At 48.2% G+C, this 24,526-nt stretch carries 20 protein-coding genes; 9 read left to right on the plus strand and 11 right to left on the minus strand.

Annotated elements, in window-relative coordinates; translation table 11 throughout:
- Positions 1-2 precede the first annotated feature (2 nt).
- The 6 genes from GA003_02635 to GA003_02660 all read right to left on the minus strand — a co-directional run bounded on the left by GA003_02635 (position 3) and on the right by GA003_02660 (position 7,621).
- Positions 3-1,334 carry a hypothetical protein gene (locus tag GA003_02635; GenBank protein ID QXD28894.1) on the minus strand — a complete coding sequence of 444 codons (1,332 nt, stop codon included), beginning with the start codon at positions 1,332-1,334 and terminating at the stop codon, positions 3-5.
- 366 nt (positions 1,335-1,700) lie between these two features.
- Positions 1,701-4,022 (minus strand): DUF1343 domain-containing protein, encoded by a 2,322-nt coding sequence (locus GA003_02640; GenBank protein QXD28895.1) that lies wholly within the window; start codon positions 4,020-4,022, stop codon positions 1,701-1,703.
- An 11-nt stretch (positions 4,023-4,033) separates the two neighbouring features.
- Complete coding sequence (locus GA003_02645) at positions 4,034-5,542, minus strand: sulfatase-like hydrolase/transferase (GenBank protein ID QXD28896.1); 1,509 nt, start codon at positions 5,540-5,542, stop codon at positions 4,034-4,036.
- A gap of 76 nt (positions 5,543-5,618) precedes the next feature.
- A complete protein-coding gene (locus GA003_02650; protein QXD28897.1) occupies positions 5,619-6,500 on the minus strand; it encodes a polysaccharide deacetylase family protein in 882 nt (293 codons plus the stop codon).
- Positions 6,501-6,863: 363 nt separating this feature from the next.
- A complete protein-coding gene (locus GA003_02655; GenBank protein QXD28898.1) occupies positions 6,864-7,124 on the minus strand; it encodes a hypothetical protein in 261 nt (86 codons plus the stop codon).
- 14 nt (positions 7,125-7,138) lie between these two features.
- Complete coding sequence (locus GA003_02660) at positions 7,139-7,621, minus strand: EVE domain-containing protein (protein QXD28899.1); 483 nt, start codon at positions 7,619-7,621, stop codon at positions 7,139-7,141.
- Between the two features lie 81 nt (positions 7,622-7,702).
- Here GA003_02660 and GA003_02665 point away from each other — a divergent pair, with 81 nt between their 5' ends.
- Together GA003_02665 and GA003_02670 are read left to right on the plus strand one after the other, a co-directional pair.
- Positions 7,703-8,653 (plus strand): LD-carboxypeptidase, encoded by a 951-nt coding sequence (locus GA003_02665; protein ID QXD28900.1) that lies wholly within the window; start codon positions 7,703-7,705, stop codon positions 8,651-8,653.
- Positions 8,654-8,730: 77 nt separating this feature from the next.
- Positions 8,731-10,083 (plus strand): sulfatase-like hydrolase/transferase, encoded by a 1,353-nt coding sequence (locus GA003_02670; protein QXD28901.1) that lies wholly within the window; start codon positions 8,731-8,733, stop codon positions 10,081-10,083.
- Here GA003_02670 and GA003_02675 read toward each other — a convergent pair.
- On the minus strand, positions 10,080-11,075 hold the full coding sequence (locus tag GA003_02675; protein ID QXD28902.1) for a YcjF family protein: 996 nt from the start codon (positions 11,073-11,075) through the stop codon (positions 10,080-10,082). The genes GA003_02670 and GA003_02675 overlap by 4 nt on opposite strands.
- A gap of 119 nt (positions 11,076-11,194) precedes the next feature.
- Here GA003_02675 and GA003_02680 point away from each other — a divergent pair, with 119 nt between their 5' ends.
- The 3 genes from GA003_02680 to GA003_02690 all read left to right on the plus strand — a co-directional run bounded on the left by GA003_02680 (position 11,195) and on the right by GA003_02690 (position 14,236).
- Positions 11,195-12,001 (plus strand): fumarylacetoacetate hydrolase family protein, encoded by an 807-nt coding sequence (locus GA003_02680; protein QXD28903.1) that lies wholly within the window; start codon positions 11,195-11,197, stop codon positions 11,999-12,001.
- Between the two features lie 91 nt (positions 12,002-12,092).
- Positions 12,093-13,313, plus strand: coding sequence for an LL-diaminopimelate aminotransferase (locus tag GA003_02685; GenBank protein ID QXD28904.1), 1,221 nt, complete (start codon positions 12,093-12,095; stop codon positions 13,311-13,313).
- Between the two features lie 407 nt (positions 13,314-13,720).
- Positions 13,721-14,236: a GNAT family N-acetyltransferase gene (locus GA003_02690; protein ID QXD28905.1), complete on the plus strand. Its 516-nt coding sequence runs from the start codon at positions 13,721-13,723 to the stop codon at positions 14,234-14,236.
- A gap of 410 nt (positions 14,237-14,646) precedes the next feature.
- Here GA003_02690 and GA003_02695 read toward each other — a convergent pair whose 3' ends face one another.
- Both GA003_02695 and GA003_02700 read right to left on the minus strand, forming a co-directional pair.
- The gene (locus GA003_02695) at positions 14,647-15,258 is read right to left on the minus strand and encodes a flavin reductase family protein (GenBank protein QXD28906.1); all 612 of its coding nucleotides are present in this window, start codon (positions 15,256-15,258) and stop codon (positions 14,647-14,649) included.
- A gap of 127 nt (positions 15,259-15,385) precedes the next feature.
- Complete coding sequence (locus GA003_02700; protein QXD28907.1) at positions 15,386-16,225, minus strand: hypothetical protein; 840 nt, start codon at positions 16,223-16,225, stop codon at positions 15,386-15,388.
- 385 nt (positions 16,226-16,610) lie between these two features.
- On the opposite strand from GA003_02700, the gene GA003_02705 reads away from it, so the two are divergent.
- Genes GA003_02705 through ilvA form a run of 3 tightly spaced genes read left to right on the plus strand, consistent with a single transcriptional unit; the run spans position 16,611 to position 19,829 of the window.
- A complete protein-coding gene (locus GA003_02705; protein ID QXD28908.1) occupies positions 16,611-17,684 on the plus strand; it encodes an FAD-binding oxidoreductase in 1,074 nt (357 codons plus the stop codon).
- The gene (locus tag GA003_02710; GenBank protein ID QXD28909.1) at positions 17,681-18,271 is read left to right on the plus strand and encodes a methyltransferase domain-containing protein; all 591 of its coding nucleotides are present in this window, start codon (positions 17,681-17,683) and stop codon (positions 18,269-18,271) included. The genes GA003_02705 and GA003_02710 overlap by 4 nt, the downstream gene beginning before the upstream one ends.
- 46 nt (positions 18,272-18,317) lie before the next feature.
- Entirely contained in the window at positions 18,318-19,829 is a 1,512-nt protein-coding gene (gene ilvA, locus GA003_02715) for a threonine ammonia-lyase, biosynthetic (protein ID QXD28910.1), read from the plus strand.
- 137 nt (positions 19,830-19,966) lie between these two features.
- Here ilvA and GA003_02720 read toward each other — a convergent pair whose 3' ends face one another.
- Positions 19,967-21,154, minus strand: coding sequence for an AI-2E family transporter (locus GA003_02720; GenBank protein ID QXD28911.1), 1,188 nt, complete (start codon positions 21,152-21,154; stop codon positions 19,967-19,969).
- Between the two features lie 54 nt (positions 21,155-21,208).
- Complete coding sequence (locus GA003_02725; protein ID QXD28912.1) at positions 21,209-21,493, minus strand: glutaredoxin family protein; 285 nt, start codon at positions 21,491-21,493, stop codon at positions 21,209-21,211.
- A 145-nt stretch (positions 21,494-21,638) separates the two neighbouring features.
- Between GA003_02725 and uvrA the strand changes: the two genes are divergently transcribed.
- A complete protein-coding gene (gene uvrA / locus GA003_02730) occupies positions 21,639-24,506 on the plus strand; it encodes an excinuclease ABC subunit UvrA (GenBank protein ID QXD30323.1) in 2,868 nt (955 codons plus the stop codon).
- The last annotated feature ends 20 nt before the right edge of the window (positions 24,507-24,526 follow it).

Consider the following 24,526-nt stretch of genomic DNA (forward strand, 5'->3'; position numbering starts at 1 on the left):
ATTTAACGAATATTGAAGGAGTAGAGTTGAGCATTTCGAAGGGTGGATTGGATCCGCAAGGGATTAGATGAAAGTGCTTCTATATTTCTACCCTTAAACGCGACAGGTATTTCTGTCGAATCGATTTCATAGATCTTAGATTCGAATCCTTCAATCGCTTTGCCCTTGGAATCCAATAATTGAATACGTATTTCCCCGAAGGCTATATTTCCGTTTATAAACAACTGGGATCCATTGAAATGAAAGAGTTTGTTAATCAGTGTTCCTCCGTCGTAGCTCGCTTCCACCGATACAAATCGATCCATTAAAGTAGAAGCGCGACCGATGCTTCCTTTCGGTGTGCCCTCATCTGTTATCGAAGTGGGGCGGTGGCGATAATTTCTGCCACCGTAGTAGAAGTGGAGCATTTTGTCTTCTTCGATAGGGGGACCCGACATGGGATGAATCATGAAACGGTCCCACGATCCCACTTCACCCAAGCCTATGATAGGTTCTCTGAAGGGGCGTTCGAAATGGATGCCGTCGCGGCTAATCGCTAATTGGATATCGATGGTACCTATGCCAGGTTTACTGATATACCTTTGAGCAAAGCCCAAATAGATCCCTTGGTAGGGAATAACATTCATCGAATACATCATCGTGCTAACCGGGTCATTTAGATCGGGTCCCAAAACAAAATTAGCAGTGGTCCATTCGAGAAAGTCTGGACTGGTGGAGCGAATAACCGACCGTCCATTATAATGCTCTTCGAACCAGGGGTGATGTCCCCAAGCTTCTTTGATTTCTGGTTGAACGTATAGGGTACGGCCATAAATGACGAACGAATGATCGCGCTTCGGATCAACGAGAACGTGGCTGATATCGACAATATCATCCGAAGCAAAATCTCGGACTTTCGTCCAGTGAAGCCCGTCCGGACTAAAGGCGATTCCCAGTCCTCGACGAGTGCCTGGATGGGAGGATGTCTCGTCTTGTGGCAGGTCTCGTTGAATCGAAAGGAAAGCTAGTTTGTATCTGCGATCCGGATTGGATTCTCGAAGATCTTTTACTACGCAGTAGGCTTGGTACATGTAGCCCATTTTGTAGGCCGGGATAACAAGATTGGTCTTCTTGCCCTCTCGAATGACGATATCGAGCTCCGGTTTGGTCCAATTTAATCCGTCGGTACTCGTAGCGCATGCGAGCCCTTTTGCTTTGGGCTGGATATCGGTTGTGTACCACATCTTGTAGATGTTTTCTTCCTTATCGAAGATCACCGAACCTTGTGGCACTGCCATCCGAGCCTCCCAGGGTTGGTCCGCTACTACCAATGGATTCTTGGTTTCCTTATTCAAGGGATGCAGTCGCCTGCTAATGTTGTCTGTTGATTCGATTATTTAATCGTCGATGAACAGCTGTCGGTCTTGACCAATAGAGATGATGTCATTCTCCAAAGCTCCACTCATTGTAAGTAGAGAGCTCACGAATACCAAGAGAGCCCACAAAAAAGTAGCACAGGGTAGATGGCAGAAACTGATTCTCATGGGGAATAGGGTCCGCTCATTGGAACTGAGATTGTGCGAGGGAGCAAGCTGTCTTCCAGGTTTTAGTCGATCCAGTTGGTTCTTTCCAAACGGTCTTTGATCATTCCATCCTCAATTCATGATTCGGTTACCCCAGCTCATTCCTTGTGGATATAAAGGCCTGCTCGTTTACGAATGCTAATAAATGAGAAACGGTTTTCGCCTTTCCTTGAAGGAATGAATTTCGTTTTGCCAGCTGGGAGTTATTGAGCTTGGGGCTACTCCCTTACGGATTTGTCGAATGACTTCCGGGTGCTTCAGCAAGCGATTAAACGTGCCAATTTCAAAATCAGGTGCATAAAGTCGATGGAGAGTATGTGCTATGTGGATACCGAGATCTACGATGGGACATGCTTGGCGGTCCGTGAGTATGATGTTTACGCCCTTACACAATTCGCCAACGAACTTACTTGAGTGAGGAGTAAACTGGATGGGAATAAAACGTACTCCTTCAACGTTTAGTCGGTTCAACTCCTCAGCCAGCTCCAGATGATCGATGTAAGGGGCTCCAATGATTTCGAAGGGTGTGTCTGTGCCTCGACCGACAGATAGCGCTGTTGTTTCAAGCAGTCCAATGCCTGGGTAGAGGAGCGCCTGGGTGAGGTTGCGCATGTTGGGTGAGGGATTGATCCAGGGAAGTCCTGTTTCATCAAAAAGCATTTCACGTCGCCAGCCTTCAACCTGAATGATCGTCAGGTCTAGAGATAAACCATTTTCTGATTTAATCATCTGAGCGAGCTCGCCGACTGTCATCCCATGACGAATGGGGATATCGTGGTAGGCAATGAATTCAGACTCACTACGGCGAAGAGGTCCATCGACAGTGATCCCATCGATCGGATTTACGCGATCCAGTAAAAAGAACTTCTTACCATTCTCAGCGGCAGCTTCCATGGCTAAGCCCATGGTCGAAATGTAGGTATAAAAGCGGCAGCCGATGTCCTGGATATCAAACACGAGTGCATCTAGTTCTTTCAAAGAATCGGGCAGTGGCTTTCGTGTATTCCCATAGAGGCTCTGAATGGTAAGTCCCGTTTTCTCGTCAAGGCTGTCGTTTACTTTTTCGTCCAGTTCACCGCGGATGCCGTGTTCGGGGCTAAATAACGCTACGAGGTCGGTTGCTTCACTTTCGTTCAATAAATCTATGGTGGATACTCCTTTTCGGTTCTTGCCTGTGTGATTGGTAATTAAGCCGACTCGCAAGCCCGCAAGTTGGGAGAAGCTTTTGGTTTCGAGGACATCGATTCCGTTGCGAACTTTGGTGAGCACTTTTTGGGGTGAGATGAAATCGTAGTCGTGAATCGCCTCTGCAGCTAGAGTCCCCAGTACTCGTCTGAGTCCCAGAACATCACCGGTACCGTCAGGATGCACCCGATTGCTCATGAATATCACGAAGGACTCAGAGTAGGGATCGATCCATATGCTCGGGCCGGTAAAGCCAGTGTGCCCGAAACCACCTAGTGGAAATAGATCACCACGCTGCTTGGAGTAGCTGGTATCCATGTCCCAACCAAGACCGCGCCAGTCGTCGATGCGGGCTGGAGATTGGACCGAGGTCATGAGTTTTACGGTTTCTGGCTTTAGAAAGTGGAGGCCTTTGAGTTCTCCTTGATTTAAAATCATTCGCGCAAATCGTGCCAAGTCAGCAGCCGTGGTAAACATGCCTGCATGACCATGGACCCCGCCCGTTCTTCGGCAGATGGGATTGTTGGCGATGCCTTGTAGCATCTTTCTATCCACCCATTTCGTCGCTGCAATTCTGTTCCAAGTCTCTTCAGCAGGAAGATAACCTGTATCTTTCATCCCAAGTGGTTCGAACACTTCTTCTCTTGTAAAATCCTCCAGTTTTCGGCCCGTCACTTGTTGAATGATTTCACCAAGTAGAATGAAATTGATATCACTATAAATAAAACCAGTTCCTGGCTCCTGCCTCACTTGCTCTGACTTCGCCAGCTCTATAGCAGTGTCGTAACCTTCCCAGGATTGCTTCTCGCCGTTCACCTTCACGGCTAATCCAATACCCGGCCGCAATCCTGAGCTATGGGTCATCAAATGACGAATAGTAATCGTATCCTTACCTCCATTGTTAAAATCTTCGAGGTAGTTTGTGACAGGGGCGTCCAAGAGAATCTCCCCTCGTTCAATGAGCAGCATGATGGCTGGAGTAGTGGCAACTACCTTGGTAATCGAAGCTGCGTCGTAGATGGTATCCATCTGGGTGGGGACGATTTCAGGTTCGATAGATTTATGGCCATAGGCTTTTACAAAACGGTGACCTCGATGCTCCAGCCAGAAGACTCCCCCTGGGGTTTTCTTTTCCGCTATGGCCTCTTCTATGGCAGCATCAATGGCATCCAGCTTAGTGCGATCGTAGCTTGGGACATCTATTGTCTGACATGCAGCCAGGGCAATGAGTGCAGCCGTTAAAACCAATCTAATCAATGTAGCTTGTACCCACATATAAAATACTATCAGGAAAGGGGGCTTTTGGTGACATTTGCCGGGTTGAACGGAATTTTGTAGTCGACTGTCTCCGTTCTTGAGCTGACGACGTAGCCTGATCTTTTGATTAATTCCGGGCCAGGTAAGAACTCATCTCTGGTTTGTGCCAGTAGTTCGTTTAGCCGATCATCAAGCTTCTTTTGAAGCGAAGCGCGTGCTGGTTCATTGACCAGATTATCCATTTGGAACGGATCCGCCTCATTGTCGTAGAGTAGCCAGGGACCGTTAAGATCGCGACAGTAAGTATAGCGGGTAGTTCTTACGCCGCGGTATTCACGACCCCCTTTTGCTCGACTCCATTGTCCGAATGGGGAGGGGCAGGTGATGAGGGCTGCGTGGTCGCTATCAGGACCTTCAGTTCCTAGAACTATTTTGGAGCGATCAATCCCTTCAACTTCTTCTGGAATATCTGTTTGAGCCAAGCCCAATAAAGTTGGCATAATGTCTGGTGTATCCAAAGGCATGGAGATTTCTCGGGTCTGATTTTGCAACTTCTCAGGCCACCTCATAAGGAATGGTATTCGCAATGACTCGTCCCAGGGCTGTTGCTTTTTCATGAAACCCCTTGAATGAAGCATGTCCCCATGGTCTGATGTATACACCACAATGGTGTTGTCTGTCAGGCCGTTGTCATCGAGCGATTTCAATAAATCTCCCATGCAATCATCAAGTGCTGTCATGTGGGCGTAGTAGCCTTTGTAGGTTTCGATCGCTTCTTCCTGCTGTTCTTTAGGTACGTTCTTCCTCAATGTGATTTTCTTATCGGTATAGAGATCGTGGTATTTTTGAGGTGCCGTTTGGTAGGGCGCATGGGGTGGTCCCCATGAAAGAAAAAGAGCAAAGGGTGAGTCGGTATCGGAATTTGCATGACGCTCGATGTAACCCTGAGCTTCTTGAGTTTGTTCGATCGCATCGTAGCCCTCCCAATACATTTTCTCCGGTGTATCACCATAGTAGGGGGACTTATTGTAATTGTGTGTGCATTCCAGGGTGCGCCAGTAATTGAATCCCTGGCGGCGTTCGGGGGGTGTGTAGTTTTCGCGGCCCTGCCCATCGATATGCCATTTGCCAATCCATCCGGTCTCGTACCCGGCATCGTTTAGGCAATGTGCAATGCTGCGATGTTCGGGAGCAAGTGACAGGTCATTCAGGTACAGTCCATGAGTGAGTGGATACTTACCAGTGATCAAGGTGGCCCGATGCGGACAGCAGACAGGAATACCCGAAACCGCATGAGTGAAATTTACACTTTGGCTCGCCAGCTTGTCTAGATGCGGTGTGATTACATCCTCATTGCCAGCATAACCATGGTCGCTGTGGCGCCACTGGTCTGAAAATACATACAGTATGTTTGGCTTGGATACAGACTTAGAGCCTTCTGCCTTGGAGACTTCTTCTTCGGAGCTGCATCCGGATTGTATAGAAGCACCCAGGGTAACGGCTGCACTTGATTTAAGGAAATCTCTTCGGGTAATCATACCCGAATATCAAATCGTTTGATTCCTTATTGCAAACCTCGGTTTCGCTTTCCTCAAAATCTAAAGAGGGAAGACACTAGCAATTGAACCAAGTTTCCAGCGTCTGTTCCATTTCTTCACCACTCAGATCAGTGGCTTCCATCCTCGGTAGGAAGAATTGATCGCTCTTTTTCCAGACCGCTTCTCCTTGTGTAGAGCAGGCGCAGTCAAACCCACCTTTTTCTAAAATTCCCTCTGTATCGTCATTGTAGTTTCCAAAGGGGTAAGCGAAGTGTTTCACCGGGTGATTTAAAACAGACTCTAGATACTCTTTGCTCTGGAGGATTTCTCGACGTTGTATTTCGGCAGAATGCCTTTCCAACATTGGATGATGAACGGTATGCGCTCCTATTGAAACCAAGTTATCCTTTTCCAGAATGTGCAACTCTTCGGGTGTCATAGGGCGATAAGAGTCTTTAAGCTCGCGAGCTGAAATTCCAGCCCAGTCAATGACTTGTTTTACAAGCGCTCGTTGTTCATCAGGCAAATAATCTTGAAGCGCGGCCCATACCGAGAAATGGAAGTGACTTCTGGTTCCTTCCTCGGCGAACCAAGGGTGTGGGAGGTTTTCTTTCTTAGCCTGGTCCTCTGTAAATTCTGCTGCACCGTTAAGATCCCAATGGTGTTCATTTCCGTTGAGTCTTAGAGTGAGTTGATCCGGGAGCTGACCTGGACGCATTAAGGCGTACTCAAGTTCATCCCACCAATAGGACAAACCGTGCTCCACAAAACTGGTTGTAACAAAAACCGTCGCTGGGACGTCGTACTTCTCTAATATGGGTTTCCCTAGTTGCAGATTGTTAAAGTAACCATCGTCAAAAGTGATAGTGATTGATCGGTCTGGAACTTTTCCGGCCTGGAAAGATTTATAGAGCTCCGATAAGCTTAATGGATGGCCTAACTTTTTAAAGACTTCCATGTGTTCTTCAAAGTGCTTGGGTCGCACTCGCAGGGACCACGGACAAACGTTATAATTGAAAATGAGGGTTTCAAATTAACTGAGCAAAGTTGATAGTTTAGATAAGCATCACCTTCTCAAGCCGAAGAACTTAATCATTTTAGTCGCAGGCTTAAGGATGGGAGAAATGTCAGTGGAAAAGGTGAAATATTTTAATACCATGAAATGCTCTTTGAAGCCGTCTTTCTAACAAAAATAATAGCGATGAAAGCTCTTGTTTTAGAAATTATTAACCAGCGGAATCAACGGGTAGCATTGATTTCGGGAGTATAATAGGGTTTATCGCTCAGAGTATGACCGAATTTATTGGCATCTCAATGCTATTTAATCATCGAACGTACGCCTGGGAATGAGCACCACGATTAGAAAAAATGGAAGGACAATCCCGAAAAGTCCCCAGGTCCATAGACGCCCTTTGGACCTTGCGTATTGAATGCTTCCCAAAGTGAAGATCGCTATTCCGAAGACCATCAGGTAAAAGGGAGGAAAGCCGGGAATAAACTCTGTTTCCTGGCTGCCAATATACCGGCCTACAACTTGCATGAGGAAGCCTAGGATGAGAAGAATTCTGAAGGAATTCTGCATGAACCAATATACTCCTAGATACTGACTCCGCCCATTTTGCAAACGCGGTCAAAATGCTTCTTTTCCACCGGTTGGATGGAGAGCCGTTGTCCCCGTTGAACCACCTTCATATCTGCTAGTGATTTCTGCCCCTTTAATTCCTTCAACGTGACAGGGGTTTTGAACGGCTTCTTATATTTCACATCAACCATGAGCCAACGTGGGTTTTCCTGTGTGGACTTTTCGTCGTAGTATTTCTCTTTCTTGTCCCAAGCCGTATGGTCGGGGTATGCCTCCTTGGAAACGATCTCTGCGAGACCTACCACGCCCGTTTCTGCTCCGGCATTCGAGTGATAGAACAAGACCAAGTCACCTTTTTGCATATCGTCGCGCATAAAGTTTCTTGCCTGGTAGTTACGAATGCCATCCCAGTGTTCGGTTTTTTTCGGACAGTTCTTCAAATCTTCGAAGGAAAAAGCATCCGGTTCTGATTTCATGAGCCAATATTTACGAGCCATGCGTTAAAAGAGTCTTTAAATGAGCATGGGCTGCAAGTTTTTTGGTGGTGAATATCTGGCATTTCCTCTTACTCAGGTTTTATGAATAAACCTGCGGCCCTAAAGATTGGAGCTACCATACGTTTAGTTGCTCCATCGAGCCCGCCCAATGACCGGTCAGCTTTGGAGAATGCCATCTCCGCCTTCGAGACCCTGGGGTATAACGTAAAGTACTCGGATGTCATTTTTAGCCGATCCGGTTACCTCGCAGGGACAGATGGTGAAAGAGCCCGTGATTTTGAAGACGCATTTGCCGATGATGAAAGCGATGCCGTTCTCTGTGTGCGTGGCGGCTATGGTTCCACTCGGCTATTGGAGCTTATTGATTGGGAATCGATTGAGCAGCCCAAAATTTTTATGGGATTCAGTGATATTACGGCCTTGAGCTGTGCGCTTTGGAGATATTGTGACATGCCCAGCTTCTCGGGTCCTGTTCTCATGTCGGATTTGGTGGAAAATCGTCCTGACGAAGTGTCCTGGGGACATGCGATGCCACTGCTGACAGGTGAGAAGAGGAATGGGCCTTTAATCTCAGAGCCTTTCAATCTGAGTTATCCGCTTTCGATTGTCGGAGGTGAGTCATACGGACGGCTGATGGGTGGAAACCTATCTTTGATCTGTTCATTGATGGGAACTCGTTTCTTCCCTGATTTTAATCGCTCGATCCTGTTTCTTGAAGATGTGGGAGAGGGACCGTATCGGATCGATCGATATCTGACTCAGTTGATGAATGCCGGAGTTCTTGAAAGCGTAGCCGGAATTGTTCTTGGAGATTTTCGTTATTCGGATGCTCAACGCAAAAACGACAATCGGCAGGGTTTGCAGACTATGGAAGAAGTTTTTGAAGAACGCTTGGGAGGCTTAGGCGTACCCGTTTTGATGAACGTGCCTTTCGGACATATTAAACCCAAACTCACCATACCCTTTGGAGCTTTGGTCATCCTCGATTGTGAGAAGCGGAATATCCTGCTCCAGGAAAGCACGGTGGAGTAGGTCGCTTTGGGGCTAGTTGTAGGTTGTCATGCAATCGACTCTTTGAATAAATTAGCGGCTGTATACCCAGCACGCTCATGTTCAAAACCGCTTCCCTGATTTTCGCATTTCTTCTCATTTTCACTCAGGCTCAAACACTGAGTAGTGAACCGCCTCCCAATATCATCCTGATTCTTACCGATGATCAGGGTTGGAATAACACCCAGGTCCCTATGATTCAGGGGCGTGACGATACGCGGTCCGATTTTTATCTCACGCCCAACCTGCAGCGATTGGCCGATTCAGGGATGACCTTTTCTCAGGCCTACGCACCGCATCCGGTTTGTTCGCCTTCCCGTCATTCGATTCAATTTGGGATGACACCCGCCAAGCTCAAGAAAACGACCAATCAAGGTACTAATTACCCTGAACATGTTCAATCGCCAAGCATTCCTCAGGTTATCAAGTCTGCGCATCCGGAATACAAGGCCGCGCATTTTGGGAAATGGCACATGTATGCTCATCCGGGAGAGCGGGGGTATGATGTATCCGATGGCAGAACGGGTAATCAAACCGGCCGGCAGAAAACGACCGACCAAACCAAGTTTTGGGCTCACGAGGATCCAAAGCGATCTGTCTCCATAACTGATAACGCGGTTCAGTTTATCAAGCATCAGGCAATCGCGGAAAATCCATTTTACCTGCAGGTGTCTCACTATTTTATTCATCTATCGGCGGAGGCAAAGGCTGAGACTTTGGAGAAACACAAAAGCCGAACACCAGGCAAGTTGCACACGGCTTATTGGTATGCCGCTATGATGGAGGATCTCGATCATGCGATAGGGCGTATCATCGATACCGTTGACGAAATGGGGATCTCAGATTCGACCTACCTTTTCTTCACCTCTGATAATGGTGGCACGGCCAGGCAGTTTCCTCTTTTCAACAAACCCCTCCGGGCGGGCAAGGGATCTTACTATGAAGGAGGCATTCGAGTCCCGTTCATGGTCGTCGGGCCAGGAATAGCTGCGGGTACTTATTCAGAAGTCCCGGTAATCGGTTATGATTTCCTTCCCACCTTTACAGATTTGGTAAGCCCGAAAATGGAGCTGCCCAAGGAGCTGGAAGGAGGTTCTTTTAAGTCGGTGCTGATGAATGAAGGCGTAGGCCAAGTGTCGCGTGAGCGGAATGGGCTTTACTTCAGTCGCCAACTGAATGCGGTGCTCATTCAAGACCCTTATAAATTGATTTTAACGCACAGGTCCGGGGACTTTGAACTCTACCATTTGACTGATGATTTATCCGAACAAGAAGAGCTTTCGAATGCACATCCCGATGTCGCAAAGGCGATGCTCGCTGACTTGCAGCGATGGATTGAGGAAAACGACGTTCTCACACCTTCTGAACATGCACCTCGGGGTCGACGACGAGCGAGCCAGCCTAATCCTTAAGGATTGCGAAACGGCTTCCCGACTTTGGAGAGCGTCTTCTTGACGGTTGAGCCAACGCCTTTGACTGCGCCCCCTGCTTTGCCAATTACATCGCCTGCGGCACCCTTCGAAGCGTTCCAGAAGGTAGAGGAAACTTTCTGTGAGCCCTCTGCCACAATACTACCCAAGTGAATGGCAGCTTCCTTCATGGCGATTTTTCGGGCCCCTTTCTTAGTTTCTCGGTTGAGTGGATCACAGTAGATCCGGGCGATTGCACCCACGCGTAAGGTCAAGAATGCATTCACCGATCCCTCGAAGATCATATTGGTTAAGATGTTCGATGCTGTAGCGAACCCGGGAATAGCACCTCCTGCCATGTTGCCCATAACCTTCGAGATGACGGGCGTGACTTGCCCTCCGATGTCCACATCATCCAACTGCCCGGCTACGAAAGTTGAACCCACTACATTGGTATAGAGCCAGAGTAACTCTTTAGGATTAGGGCGTTGGTTATAGATTTTGGCAATTCCCCATACCAGTCGCATTTGGGCAGTTAGGACCATGAAAGCATCCAGACTGCCATTTTGTGAGATGGCTGTGCTTAGGAACACCGCACCGGAGGATCCTTGGGTCAGTTTCAATGCCTTTTGCTCAAGAACCTTGCTGGCCGATGCGAGCCCATCTTCTTCCATCACATCAATGCCTGCCTCCAGCACATGGGGAATTGATTGAAGCCTTTTTCTACAAGCTTGAAGGTAATTCTCGTAAGCGCTGGAATGCTTATTTTCAGGGGGTACGAGCGCAGGTGGCATTTTCCACCATAGGAAAAGTGGATAGAGGGTAAGCATGCCGATTCCGGCTATGGCGAGGACTAATACCAGGATTCCAAAGTACGAATGTAACTCACTGGCCAGCCCAACCACACCGGCTACTTGATTCACCAGAAAAATAATAAAAGCGGTTCCGAGCAGTAATCCTATGACTTTTGCAAAGTGTTTTAATTCAGTTATCATGGGGAGAGAAATGGGAAATTTTATGGATCCTCTTTTATGGCACACAATCGGGGTGAATAGTTGCAAATTCTGTTTCAAGGGGTGTTGACCTGCAAGTCCTGTCGCCCCCTAATTCTTCCATGCGATTGATTCGATATGCAGATGATTCCGGAGTCGCCTACTTTGCGGCTCGTGGCGATGATGGAAATTATTACCGAACGGGCTTGGATGATACCGGTAACCTCGAAGTGACGGACGAGCGTGTGGAGGCTGGGCGATTGCTGGCGCCAGTCTCACCGGTGACCATTTTCGCCGTAGGAACGAATTACCCACTGCATGGCAAGGAGACGGGAACTAAAATGTCGGATTACCCGGTCATTTTCATGAAAGCGCCCACTACGGTCATTGCTCCGGAGCAGGAAATCGTTCTTCCGCGTCATCTACGCAGCGACAAAGTCGACTTCGAGGGGGAATTGGCCGTCGTGATCGGAAAGCCCTGTAAGAATGTGTCTGAAGAGGAGGCTTTAGAATATGTCCTCGGCTACACTATCGCTAATGACGTCAGTGCTCGTGACTGGCAAAAAGAGTGGGGGGGTGGGCAGTACTGCAGAGGAAAGACTTTTGATACCTTTTGCCCGCTGGGCCCGCAAATAGTGAGTCCAGATGAAATTCCCGATCCGAACAACTTGACGCTACAGACCCGTGTCAACGGCGAGCTCATGCAGGACGGAAATACCAAAGATATGCACTTCAGCGTGGCAAAAGTGATTTCATTCCTGAGCGGTGGAAATACCCTTTTACCGGGAACCACCATTCTCACTGGCACACCGGATGGAGTTGGAGCGGCTCGAACCCCACAGGTGTTCCTGAAAGAAGGGGATGTCGTCGAAATCAGCATTGAAGGCATTGGCACTCTCAAGAATCCGGTAGTGGAAGAAAAGCTGTAAGGGGCTCACTCCTAAGACCGGCATCCATGAAAGTCTCAGGTAAAGCCTTTGACTTTCAATTTTCTCTTTATCAATTTCTCGCCCTTAAATTATGACCAAGATCAACGAAAACTTTCTCAAGCTAAAGGCTTCATACCTCTTTGCTGACATTGCACGCCGCGTTTCTGAATTCCAGGCCGCCAATCCTGATCGCCCTATCTTGAAATTGGGCATCGGGGATGTAACCGAGCCTTTACCCGACACTGTATTGAAAGCCTTTCATGACGGAATCGACGAAATGGCAGACCGAAATACCTTTCGTGGCTATGGCCCTGAGCAAGGTTATCCATTCCTCCGTGAAGCGATTGCCGCGGTGGATTACCAGTCGAGAGGTGCACCCATCAGTGCAGACGAAGTATTCGTGAGCGATGGCGCCAAGTGCGATTCCGGTAACGTTCAGGAGATCTTTGCCGACGATTGTCGCATCGCTGTGCCGGATCCAGTCTACCCCGTCTATGTCGATACCAATGTGATGGCTGGCCGTACTGGTGCGAACGTAAACGATCGTTACGAAGGCTTGGTTTACCTCGAATGCACACCTGAGAATAATTACTTCCCATCCCTGCCCAGTACACCGGTTGATGTAATTTACCTTTGTTTCCCCAACAATCCTACCGGTGCGACTGCGACCAAGGAGCAGTTGGAAGCTTTTGTGAACTACGCTCGTGAAAACAAGGCGATCATTCTTTATGATGCAGCTTATGTAGCATTCATCCGGGACGAATCACTGCCTCAGTCGATTTACGAAATTGAGGGTGCAGATGAAGTAGCGATCGAATTTCGCAGCCTATCCAAGAATGCCGGATTCACTGGAACCCGTTGTGCTTACACCATCGTGCCTAAGAAGTTGAAGGGGGTTGATTCCTCGGGTGAGGAGATTGGTCTGCATGGATTGTGGTCACGTCGTCACAGCACAAAATTCAATGGCACTTCCTATCCGGTGCAAAAAGCAGCGGCTGCTGTGTTTACTCCAGAAGGCCAGGCTGAGACACGTGCGTTGACTGATTTCTACTTGAAGAATGCTAAGCACATTCGTGAAAAGGTACAGGCTCTCGGCTTGAGCTGCGTAGGGGGTGACAACTCACCTTACATCTGGATTAACATGGCGACCGATTCATGGGATGCCTTCGACATGCTGCTCAATAAGGCAGGCGTTGTTTGTACTCCTGGTGCCGGATTCGGAACTTGTGGTGAAGGCCATATCCGTCTCTCAGCATTCAACTCCTACGAGAATGTGGTGGAAGCCATGGACCGTATTGCTGACGCACTTTAATTGTTTTAACTGACGCAAATTGTAGGAGGGGCTTTATGCCCCGGTCGCTCGGTCGGCTATCGAAAATCGCGGGGTAAACCCGCTCCTACATTTTTCAAACACGCAAGTGTTATTTGTGCATCTTGTGGCTTCTCCCAATTCACTTTTAGCAATTTATTACGCACATTGGATTTGACTTATCCTATCAGTCAGGATTTCTAGAAGATCTTTAATGATTCAAAATCTTCACATGCATCTCTCCGCAACCTCCGCGATTTCCGTGGTGGCATTTGTGATTGTGTCCAATAAATGGATGCAAGGAGCGGGTATGAAACTGACTGTTAGATAACAGAATAACAAAACCAATTTCATGAAACCCGCTCCCGGAAAGGAGCGGGTTTTTTTATTTCACATAACCAAAACTCGTCATGAATAACAGACGCATACAACCCAAACTGGAACCCCTCGAATGGCGCCACGCCCATGATTTGCAGCGAGTGGTAAATGATCCGACCATGAATGAATGGTCCAACATGCCGCATGCCTACTTCTCCAATGGTGCGCAGTCGCTTATTCAACGTAGCCTTCATCAGGCAAGTAAAGCGGGGTCCCATATGTTAGCACTCTACGTCGAAGAGGATCTCTCCGGTGTCTTCAGTATTCAGCGCGACTCGGTGGATGCCACTCAAGCGAATCTTCTTTTCTGGGTCGAGTCCTCCTGCTGGAGAACGGGTCAAGCTATCGCTTACCTGGCCGATGTGGTATCGTTTGCTATGACTGATCTCGGTTTGTCTCAACTGTTCACCACTTGCTTGGAACGAAACACCCTTTGTACGCGAGCGCTTGAGGACGTTGGTTTCCAGAGGTTCGGCCGCCAACGTTCCTGCAGTTTGGAAAGCAGTGACGATGACACTGAACTCAGGCTCGTTGTTCAGGCGGAGTAACTCTATTGGAACACAGTGTCAGGTAGGGCGACCTCGCCGAGGGCGCCGATCCCAAGACGGCTCGATCGGGGATCAAGCCCGCTGCTCATGAGCGATGCCGAATGTTCATTTGTTGAAGCGTGGGGCCGGGTGCGCATGTGCGGACAGTGTACTCGGCCCTATTATCAAGGATCGCTGTGTAGGAGCTGCTTCAGCTGCGATCAATCAACCACAAAAAGCACATAAAACACAAAACAAGATCAATAATTCACGTTGGCAGTTTTGAGCCTTCTGTGCCTTTGTAGGGCCTTCTCACTTCTTTCGTGAAGTGGTTCATCTCTATTAGAGATATTGGTGTAAACAATTTCGCAGCTAAAGCAGTTCCTACAACAGATTCCCTGTATCTGATTAAGACAGTCCGCCAAACAAACCTAATCTGGCCTAACAATCGTCAGTATATCGCCAAGCGTAGTATAGTCATTACCTCCGAGACGCGCTATCGGATCGAGCTTCTTGGCATCTATTTTCAAACGGTTTCCTGTTTGTTCAGCAACGGTATCGTCCAAGTAGGCAGCGGTCACTTTGCCCAGGATTAATCCTTGAGGAGCGGCTCCGATCGCATGAATAGCAAAGCGCTCACAAAGCAAAGCGATCCGTGATTCCTTCAGTCGAGGCAGTGGCCAGCCTTCAACGGATTCTGTTTCAAGCTTGAGATGTTCGATCTCGGATTCTCCTTGTCCCAGACTCGCTGCCGATGCGGTTACGGCTTCGGCCATTTCTCGATGAGGTATGTGGATAACAAAGTGGTTTCTATTCTCAATGTTGTTCCAGGTATCTTTCTGGCTGCCATCGTCTTTGCGTCCCACCGATATGGATACGATCGGTGGACTGCTGGAAACACCATTGAAGTAAGAAAACGGTGCGAGATTGTAGCTTCCGTTTTCATGCTCACTTAGGACCCAGGCTACGGGCCTGGGAACGATGCTTTGAATCAGCGTGTAGTAAACTTCGTTAGGTGATAGGTTTTCAAAAGATAGAATCATAATATTAATTACGCTGTTAGAAGATCGTATGATCGTCAAACAGTGAACTCAGTGTGAAAACTCGGGTTGAATTAATCTTTTTTCGGTGCTCCAGATTTACAACTTGTAAGGGGTATTTGCGTGCTGTTTAGAAGAAAAGGAAGAGTATCACGGGGAGGATGACCGGAGCATCAATCAAGAACTTCAGCTTATCTGTTCCATTCAATTTCGCTTGTAGATAAAGCATCCAAAGGCAAACAGCTGAAAGCAGTAAGGCCCAATTGAAAATTCCAACGCTTGTAATTACCCAAAGTATAGACGCAGACACTTGTCCGACTAGAAGGAGCTTCAAAATTACGTCGTGGTGAATTCTGAGTTGGCTGAGTTTCTTTTCCTTTTGCTCCTTATCGATGGAGTGGTCCCAGTGGCTAATTAAGAGCACGTTTGAGAAGCAGAGTATGGCGAATAGAATTTGATCAATATATACTTGGCTGTCTGGATCTGACAGCAGGAGTAATGGAAAATAGGATACGCCTATTGAGAATAAAGTGCCGGTTATGATTTCTTTGAGCGAACCGAGAAAAGGGATTCCTCGCGATAACCGTATAAGCAGGAAGTACAGGTTGATGAGTATAACCAGCCAGATGCCTCCCCAGAATTCTGTGTGGGAGAGGTTTGTAATAGAGAATATAAGGATACTTATAAACAGGGTTCCCCAGATTACTACGATGGCCTTCCAATTGTTTCTGATAAATTGATGCCTGCGCGTGATGGGCTTTTCTTTATCCAGTGACAAGGTGTCAAACAGTCGGTCTGCCATGTAGGCCAACCAAATTGCGCTACCGAGGATCACGGCGTACTTCCAGTGCCAGGTTCTTCCCCACTGAAGAAAGAAGATCTTTTGCCAGACCACGCCAACCAAGACAGCATCCAGGGACAGAAAATGAAGCCATCTAAATATAATCCCTACCGCTTCAAACGCCTTCAAAAGTGCAAGGGGTTAAAATTAAAAAATTGTGGATGGATGATTTCTGAGGAAATTGGCACAACTCCCCAAAACGCCCTTGTTGTTCGCTTCGCTGCCGCACAGGTGCTCGGTATGACGGCTAACATCGACATGCGCGATGAACTGCTTTCCAGATTACTACCGATGAGCGGAGCGAAGACACATCTACAAGCGCAGCGTAGAATAACAACAGTTTGGTCACGTAGGGACCTGCGCTCCCGCACGTGCTTGTAATCTGCGCCTTGTTCCTCATCACATTGGGTGATGTCGCCTACGGCTCGGTACGATGTTTTGAAACTGTAGGGAAATATAACTGCGTTTTCGGTTTTGATACTAGCTGAAGTTATGAAATGCTGAGTCGGAAATCATGGGAAGCGATTCAAGAGTGCAAGTGGATTACCTGATCGTGGGGCAAGGCCTCGCGGGCAGTTTGCTCGCATTGAATCTTTTGAAGAGAGGCAAACTGATACGAGTTATCGACGATGGGCACAAGCACGCAGCGTCCAAGGTCGCTGCTGGACTCATTAATCCGATTACAGGCCGTCGCCATGCCCTTACCTGGCGTTTTCTCGAGTTTTGGAATTTTTTGCAGAGCGATTACGTCCGCTGGGAAGAGCTGCTGGGTGACCTCTTTTTTCATAAAATACCTCTGCTTAGGTTTTTTAAAAACGACGAGGAGCAGGCACGCTTTGAAAAGAAATGGGAAGCAGGAGGCTTTGAAGGCATCGACGTGGAATATCCGGGAAGCATGGAAGATGTACCCTTTTGTAAATACGAGGAGCCATCTTATCGCCTGAATCAGACAGGCTACGTAGATCAGGCTCTGTTCATAAAACGCGTTAGGCAGTTTTTGGATCAAGAATCTGCAGTATTGACCGATACTTGGTCTGACACAGATGTCTCTCGTGAACCCGGGGAGGTGCGCTGGAAAAATATTTCTGCTAAGGCTGTCATTTTCACCCAGGGATTTCTGGCGAGTGAGAATAGCTACTTTCGTGACCTTCCTTTTCGACATGCGAAGGGACAAATTCTTGATCTCCATGGGCCCGAGCGCCCCCATTCACCCGTCTTGAATCGAGGTAAGTGGTTGCTCCCCACCGGACCCGGGACCTTTAAAGCGGGTGCAACCTACGATCTAAACAATATTAATCAGGAACTTACTGAGGCCGCATCGACTGAGATTCTCGATGCCATAGACGGCATGGTCGATGGAGACTTTCAGGTTCGATCTGCCAAAGCAGGCGTTCGACCGGCCTTGCATGATTTTAAGCCCGTAATGGGTAAACATCCCTGGTGCCCGGAATGGATCATATTCAACGGATTGGGTTCGAAAGGTTCATTGCAGGCACCTCTACTGGCAAAGGAACTGGTCGACTACCTTGAGGATGGAGTAGCACTTCCGGCTGAGGCAGATGTCGACCGCTTTCGAAAGTATTTGTGAATTCCTTAAGTCCAGTTGAGGTGGCCCATCGTTTTATCCGATCTCTGATCAGGAAGGGTGACCTATGCATAGATGCCACGGTGGGTAATGGGCACGATACAATTTTTCTGGCAGAACAGGTAGGTGAAAAAGGCAAGGTGCTTGGATTCGACGTTCAATCCTCCGCAATCGAATCTACCCGTACTGCTCTGGTGAAAAACCAATTGGCAGCCCGGGTGCAACTGTTTGAGCTGGGACATGAAACCTTGGGCGCTGAACTCTCCGAAGAGGAGAAAGGTTGTTTGAAGCTAGTGGTATTCAATCTTGGTTACTTGCCAGGATCTGATAAATCAGTTGTGACACAAAGCCAGTCAACTCAGCAGGCCTTGGAGCAAAGTTTGGTTAATCTTCAACCCGATGGAGCCATCTCGTTGGTAGCCTACCGTGGTCATGCAGGTGGAAACGCAGAGTGTGCTGCTGTGGAAGCGTGGGTAGACCAGTTGCCGGCCGATTCCTATTTTTGTCTCCGCTATGAAAGGTGGACTCATCAGCGTGGACTTACTCCTGTATTCTTTTGGATACAACGGCGCGATAATGACATTGCTTAGCCGAAACTATACCTCAGATTAGCGACATAGTTCACCTATACTTGGCATGAAAGATCAATTGATTCGTGAAATCCTAAAGGCCCGGCAACGGGTCTATTCTCTGGCGCCTGCTACGCCTTTGCAGGAGTTGGACCTACAATCGGATTTTCGCTGTTTTATTAAGCGGGAGGATCTATCGCCTATTAATGCCTACAAATGGCGTGGTGCTTACAACCGCATGTGCCAGTTGTCTTCTGATGAACTAGCTAAAGGTGTGATCACTGCCTCGGCTGGAAACCATGCTCAAGGTGTTGCGCTGTCTGCTAAGAAGCTAGGAACGAAGGCTATTATTTACATGCCCCTTTCGACCCCTAAGATGAAACAGAATGCCGTCAAACGTCTGGGCGGGGATCAAGTGGAAGTCGTTCTCAAAGGAGATTCTTATGATGAGGCCTCGAATGAGGCTAAAAGAATAAGTGCCGAGAAGGGGGTCACCTATATTCACGCCTATGATGATATGCAGGTGATGGCCGGGCAGGGGACTATAGCCGACGAAATTATCATGTCGGGTGAAGGTCCTTTTGATATCGTTTTTCTGCAGATTGGAGGCGGTGGATTGGCCGGTTCCATTGCCGCCTGGCTCAAGCAGGTAAATCCTGATACCCGAATCATTGGTGTGGAGGGCGAGCATCAGGCCTCAATGGCTGCTGCTATCAAAGCGGGGAAACCCGTGGAGTTGGATTACGTCGACGTCTTCTGCGACGGTACTGCGGTCAAGCAAGTAGGCGAGCTCACGTATTCAGTTTGTCGTGACGTTGTGGATGAGTTTATGACGGTCAGTAATGAGGAGGTGAGTGCTGCCATCGAAGTTCTTTGGAATGTTTCGAGAGTAATTCCCGAGCCATCAGGTGCGATGGGCCTCGCTGCCATCCTGAAGCGTCAGTCGGAGCTTTCTGGAAAGAAAGTAGTTTCGATCTTATGTGGTGCTAACATGGACTTCCATCAGCTGGGTAATATTTCCAGTGCCTCTGGTATCGGCTCCGCTACTAAACGCTATTTACGATTTCATATTGGAGAGCATCCGGGAGAACTACTGCGTTTGCTCGAAGAAGGACTCGACGGATTTAATATAGTAGACTTCCAATATGGGAAGACTCATGAGGTCGATTCATGGCCCATCCTGGGTGTGGAAGGATCGAGTGAAGAATTAGAGCAACTACCCGAGCAATTGAAGGTGGCCTCTCTTGAGTTTGAAGATGTAACTTCGAGTCCAGACATCAGCTTCCGAGTGATTCCGTTTCGATCACGACTCATCACTCATCCTTATTTTATCGAACTCGAATTTCCAGAGCGCGCGGGTGCTCTCCACGACTTTTTATACTCCGTCCGCGGGTCCGCCAACATCTGTTACTTTAATTATCAGTATACGGGTGAACGCGTCGGTCGCGCGTTGATTGGTTTTGAATTTCCCGATGAGGCTCAACGTCAGACATTCACTGAAGGCATGAGCTCAGGTCATTGGCAGTTTAGAGCCTTCCAGGAGTTGCCTGCAGACGTAACGAAGCGGATTGCCGAATAGTTGCCTGATAAATTACGACTCCTTACTGTAGGAGGAAACTGTTTTTCGCTGTGCTGTCTGCCAAGACCTCGGTAGTTCGCGACTCGTTTGTCTTTGATTGTTGGGTCGCTCCTACAACTTTCAAAATTCCGCTACTCTTAAGTAACGGGTTCAGGCTCATCCGGTGGCTTATCTTGCCCAAGCAGCAATGGCACATACTTGGACCTGGCCAGGCGCCAGAAGGTAACGAAGAAGGCTGATAGTGGTATGGCCAGAATCATTCCTAGCAATCCATTCAGAGCAATGCCCCAGAAAAATACAGAGAAGATGATCATGACCGGATGAAGGCCTGTCTGGTCACCCATGATTTTTGGAGTGAGAATCCAGCCTTCGATCAATTGGACCGCGATCATGACTGCGATAACCCAAAGGAGCACCATCCATCCTCCGTCCGGTTGAAAATAGGCCAACGGAAGGGCAATACTCACACCCAAAATAGATCCGAGATAGGGAATCAAATTCAAGAGACCAATAGTCAGGCCAATAAAGAATCCCGACTTCAGTCCTGCCATCTGGAATCCGAATCCCATCAGGATGCCCATGATGAGTGCGATAATGATCTGTCCTCGGAAAAAGGCCACGATCATACCCACAAACTCTCGGACCAGAAAAAGCACATCGTCTTGGTGGTCTTTCTTTAGGAAGGGTAAAAAGTCGCGCAATCGGGGCACAGCATCTTCCTCAAATTGGAGAAAGTAAAAGAGATACACCGGAATGATGGCGACGGCAACCAGCCATCCGAGCATGCCAGCTAGCCCTTGTCCGAATACTTTCAGGGCACCACCCGATGCAGTCAGCACGTTTTTCAAGACCGCAACCAGCTGATCGCTAAATTCATTCAGATTCTCGGTGCTAATCTTGTCTTCAACAAAGCTTAGCCACCCCGGGGCGGTTGTATTCATGTGAGTGATTATCTTTTCGTAGATAACTGGAATCGACTCAAACAAATCAATCGCCTGTAACGCAATTGTGGGTACAACGACCAAAGTAGATCCAATGAGGATCAACAAGATTAAGCTGTAGAGTATGACGATGGAAAAAATACGACCGATCTTAAGGCATTTCTCAAACTTCTGAACTAACGGCTTGAGAAGCAGCGTCAGTATCGTGGCCACCGCTACGGGCCAGATGACAGAAGAAAACGCTGAAAGAAATTTCCCAGCTGCGGTGAATACACCCAGAATGAGAAAGATGATCAGCGCCAAAGCGACGCCTGTTACCGCAGAGGCAACGATCTTTTTCTGATAAGGTGTAAGTAAAGGTGGCGGCAATGAAGAATCACTCATAAGGGAGGAATGTTGCCTCCCTTACCTAGGTGAATGCTTCTTTTGCGACAAGGGTTAAAAATCATCCTCTTCGCCAAGGCCCAACTCGGTTTTGATATCTGGGCGCTGTTCCAACTCTGAAATAAATTCCTCGGTCGAGAAATCGGCCACGAAAAAATCGTTAAACTCAAACGTAGGTGTGAGTGATTGCGAACTGATTTCCACCATGCGTTGCATGGAGCCGCGGTTCGAAAGGACGTCTTGGACATTTACTTCCACTCCGTGTTGACCAAAGAAAGCCAAGGCTTCGTTGCACCAAGGGCAGCCTGGCTTAATGTAGAGAATCGGGATATTACTCATGGATCGGGCGTTCTATTTCTTATTGTTTCTGATTGTTTAAAATCTAGCCTTGTTTTTCCCAATTTGCAACTCCAGCGTTATGCTTGTCGATGTTTTAAAGTCAGCTTTTGTATCGCATTCTGTCACTGATCCTTCGACCGCTGCCATGGCCAAACCGTCTTTTCAACCTCCGCCTATATTTATCAAAGGTGCTGCTGAACACAATCTGCAGCACATTGATGTGACAATTCCCCGTGGCGAGTTGGTGGTTATCACAGGTGTCAGCGGATCCGGTAAGTCTTCCTTGGCTTTTGACACACTCTATGCAGAAGGATATCGAAAGTATGTCGACAGCTTGTCGGTCAAAGCACGGCAGTTGTTGGAGCAAATCAAGCGACCGGAAGTTGAGTATATTAAAGGGCTGTCTCCGGTGATCGCGATTGAACAACGTTCAGGTGCAGGAAACAACCCACGAGCTACCGTTGCCTCCGTTACCGAAATTGCCGACTACGGACGTCTATTGTGGTCGGTGATGGGCGAAGCTCATTGTCCCAAAGACGGAGGTTTGATTGTTAGGCGTTCCCTGGAAGATTGCCTGCAACGTGTATTTGAAGAACCAGAGGGTAGTCGTTTGACGATTCTGGCGCCATATTTAAATGATCGATCGTCTGTTATTCGGGAGGAAATACCTCGATTGAAACAGCGAGGGTTTACCAGGGTCCGCGTCAACGGCGAGGTGAAGCTGATAGATGATATAAATGTGCTACCCAAGGGCATGCCGCGGGCCACATTGGACTTGGTAATAGATCGAGTCGTTGTAAGGGAAGATCAGCGTAGTCGCATTGCCGATTCCATGGAATTGGCAATGCGCGAAGGGAGGGATCGTATGATACTCATGTTGCAATCTACATCAGATGATCCGTGGCATGAAGTTTCTCTGAGCCAAAACCTGGCCTGTTCTGTTTGTGGTGAAACATACGAACCTCTTACTCCACGACTATTTTCTCATAATCATCGAGAAGGAGCATGCCCTACTTGCGATGGCCTGGGAAAGACATTACAGTTTGTACCCGAATTGCTAGTACCGGATCCTTCAAAGTCGGTAAAAAAGGGAGCGGTCAAAGCGTGGCGCATCGGATCCAAGCAGATGATCATTCGCCGGAGTGCATTGCTTAAGCAGTTGGCTGAGCAAGTGCCGTTTGACCCAACTGCTCCCTGGTCCGAATTAAGTGAGGATATTCAGAAACTCATTTATTGGGGCTCGGGTGAGAAAGAGTATTTGTTCAAGCTAAAGCGTGGAAATGCTAAGCCCGTGCCGGCCACATTTGAAGGTGTAGTTCCAGAGTTGGTACGGACAGCTAAAGATTCCAGCAGCGACGGTTATCGTGCGCGTCTGATGGCTTATCAGATAAGTCAGACCTGTGAGGATTGCGTAGGTAAGCGTCTCAATCCGGTTGCTCGCCATGTATTTATAAACGGTCTCAGCTTCGACCAGTTTATGGCCATGCCGATTGAGGAGGCCTATTCCTGGGTACGGGACCGACAGGCAGACTGGGGCGAGTTAAAACAATTTGAAGAAATAGTAACGGGCTTAAGCCAGCGCTTGGAGTTTGTGGACGAAGTGGGACTGGGCTACCTGAATCTGGAGCGTGAGTTCAGCACTTTGAGTGGGGGTGAATCGCAACGTGTAAGGTTGGCGACTCAATTGGGCATGGGCCTGGTCGGAGTGGTCTATGTCTTGGATGAGCCCTCCATTGGTCTACACCCTCACGACAACGAAAAGCTGATTCAGACACTCTTGGATCTAAGAGATCGCGGAAATGCGGTGGTCGTGGTTGAGCACGATGAGGAGACCATGAAACAAGCCGACACCATTATCGAACTAGGTCCTGGCGCTGGTATCGAAGGCGGTCACTTGATTTATAGCGGTTCCGTTGAGGGTTGCATGGAAGCTCCGAAATCCCGAACGGGTCCATTTCTCAGTGGTAAATTGACAGTGATGAAGAACAGCCCGACTCGAGAAGTCGGTGATCGCTTTCTGGAAATACACAAAGCTAGAGAGCACAACTTACGTTCTATAGATGCATCCTTCCCGGTTGGATTGCTGACCTGCGTTACAGGGGTATCAGGATCTGGTAAATCGACCTTGGTAAATACCATACTGGCTAATGCCGCTGCCTTTCGATTAAACCGGGCCAAGACCATTCCGGGGAAACATGATCGAATCACAGGGTTTGAACATTTTACGCAGGTTGTCCGGGTGGACCAATCACCCATTGGTCGTTCACCACGTTCGAATCCGGCAACTTATATTAAGTTATTTGATCTTTTGCGCCAGGTGTTTTCCCAAACGCCGTTATCTAAGGTTCGTGGGTACAAGCCAGCTCGATTCAGTTTCAACGTCAAAGGTGGAAGATGTGAACGTTGTCAGGGTGCTGGGGTTATAAAACTCGATATGCAGTTTCTCGCGGACACCTACGTTGATTGTCCTAGCTGCCACGGGCAGCGATACAATCGTGAGACGCTTGAAGTGAGATTCAAAGGGCATACGATTGCTGATATTCTCAATATGAGTGTGAGGGAAGCGCTGGAAGTATTTCAGAATTTCCCCAAAGTGCACCGCAAATTGGAAACTTTGGATGCCGTTGGGTTGGGTTACATTCGCCTGGGTCAATCTGCGACCACTTTATCCGGCGGCGAAGCACAACGCATAAAATTGTCGCTTGAGCTGAGTAAGAAAGAGCAGGGGGCTTCGCTCTACATTCTCGATGAGCCTACGACCGGTCTGCACTGGCTGGATATTCAACTGCTCATGGATCTCTTGCTGAAGCTTCGAGACAACGGGAACACCATCATTATCATTGAGCACAATCTGGATGTGGTAAACCTGGCCGACTGGATCGTCGATCTGGGCCCAGGAGGTGGCAAACACGGCGGATCGCTCCTGTATTCAGGCCCTCGACTGGGTGTAGAAAACTGTAAGGAATCGCTCACTGCAAAGATGCTCAAGGCTTCAGAAAAGTTTCCCGAGTAAGAATTGTCTTGGAACCATGG

It is taken from the genome of Opitutia bacterium ISCC 52 (assembly GCA_014529675.2).
Classification (GTDB): Bacteria; Verrucomicrobiota; Verrucomicrobiia; order Opitutales; family UBA2995; genus UBA2995.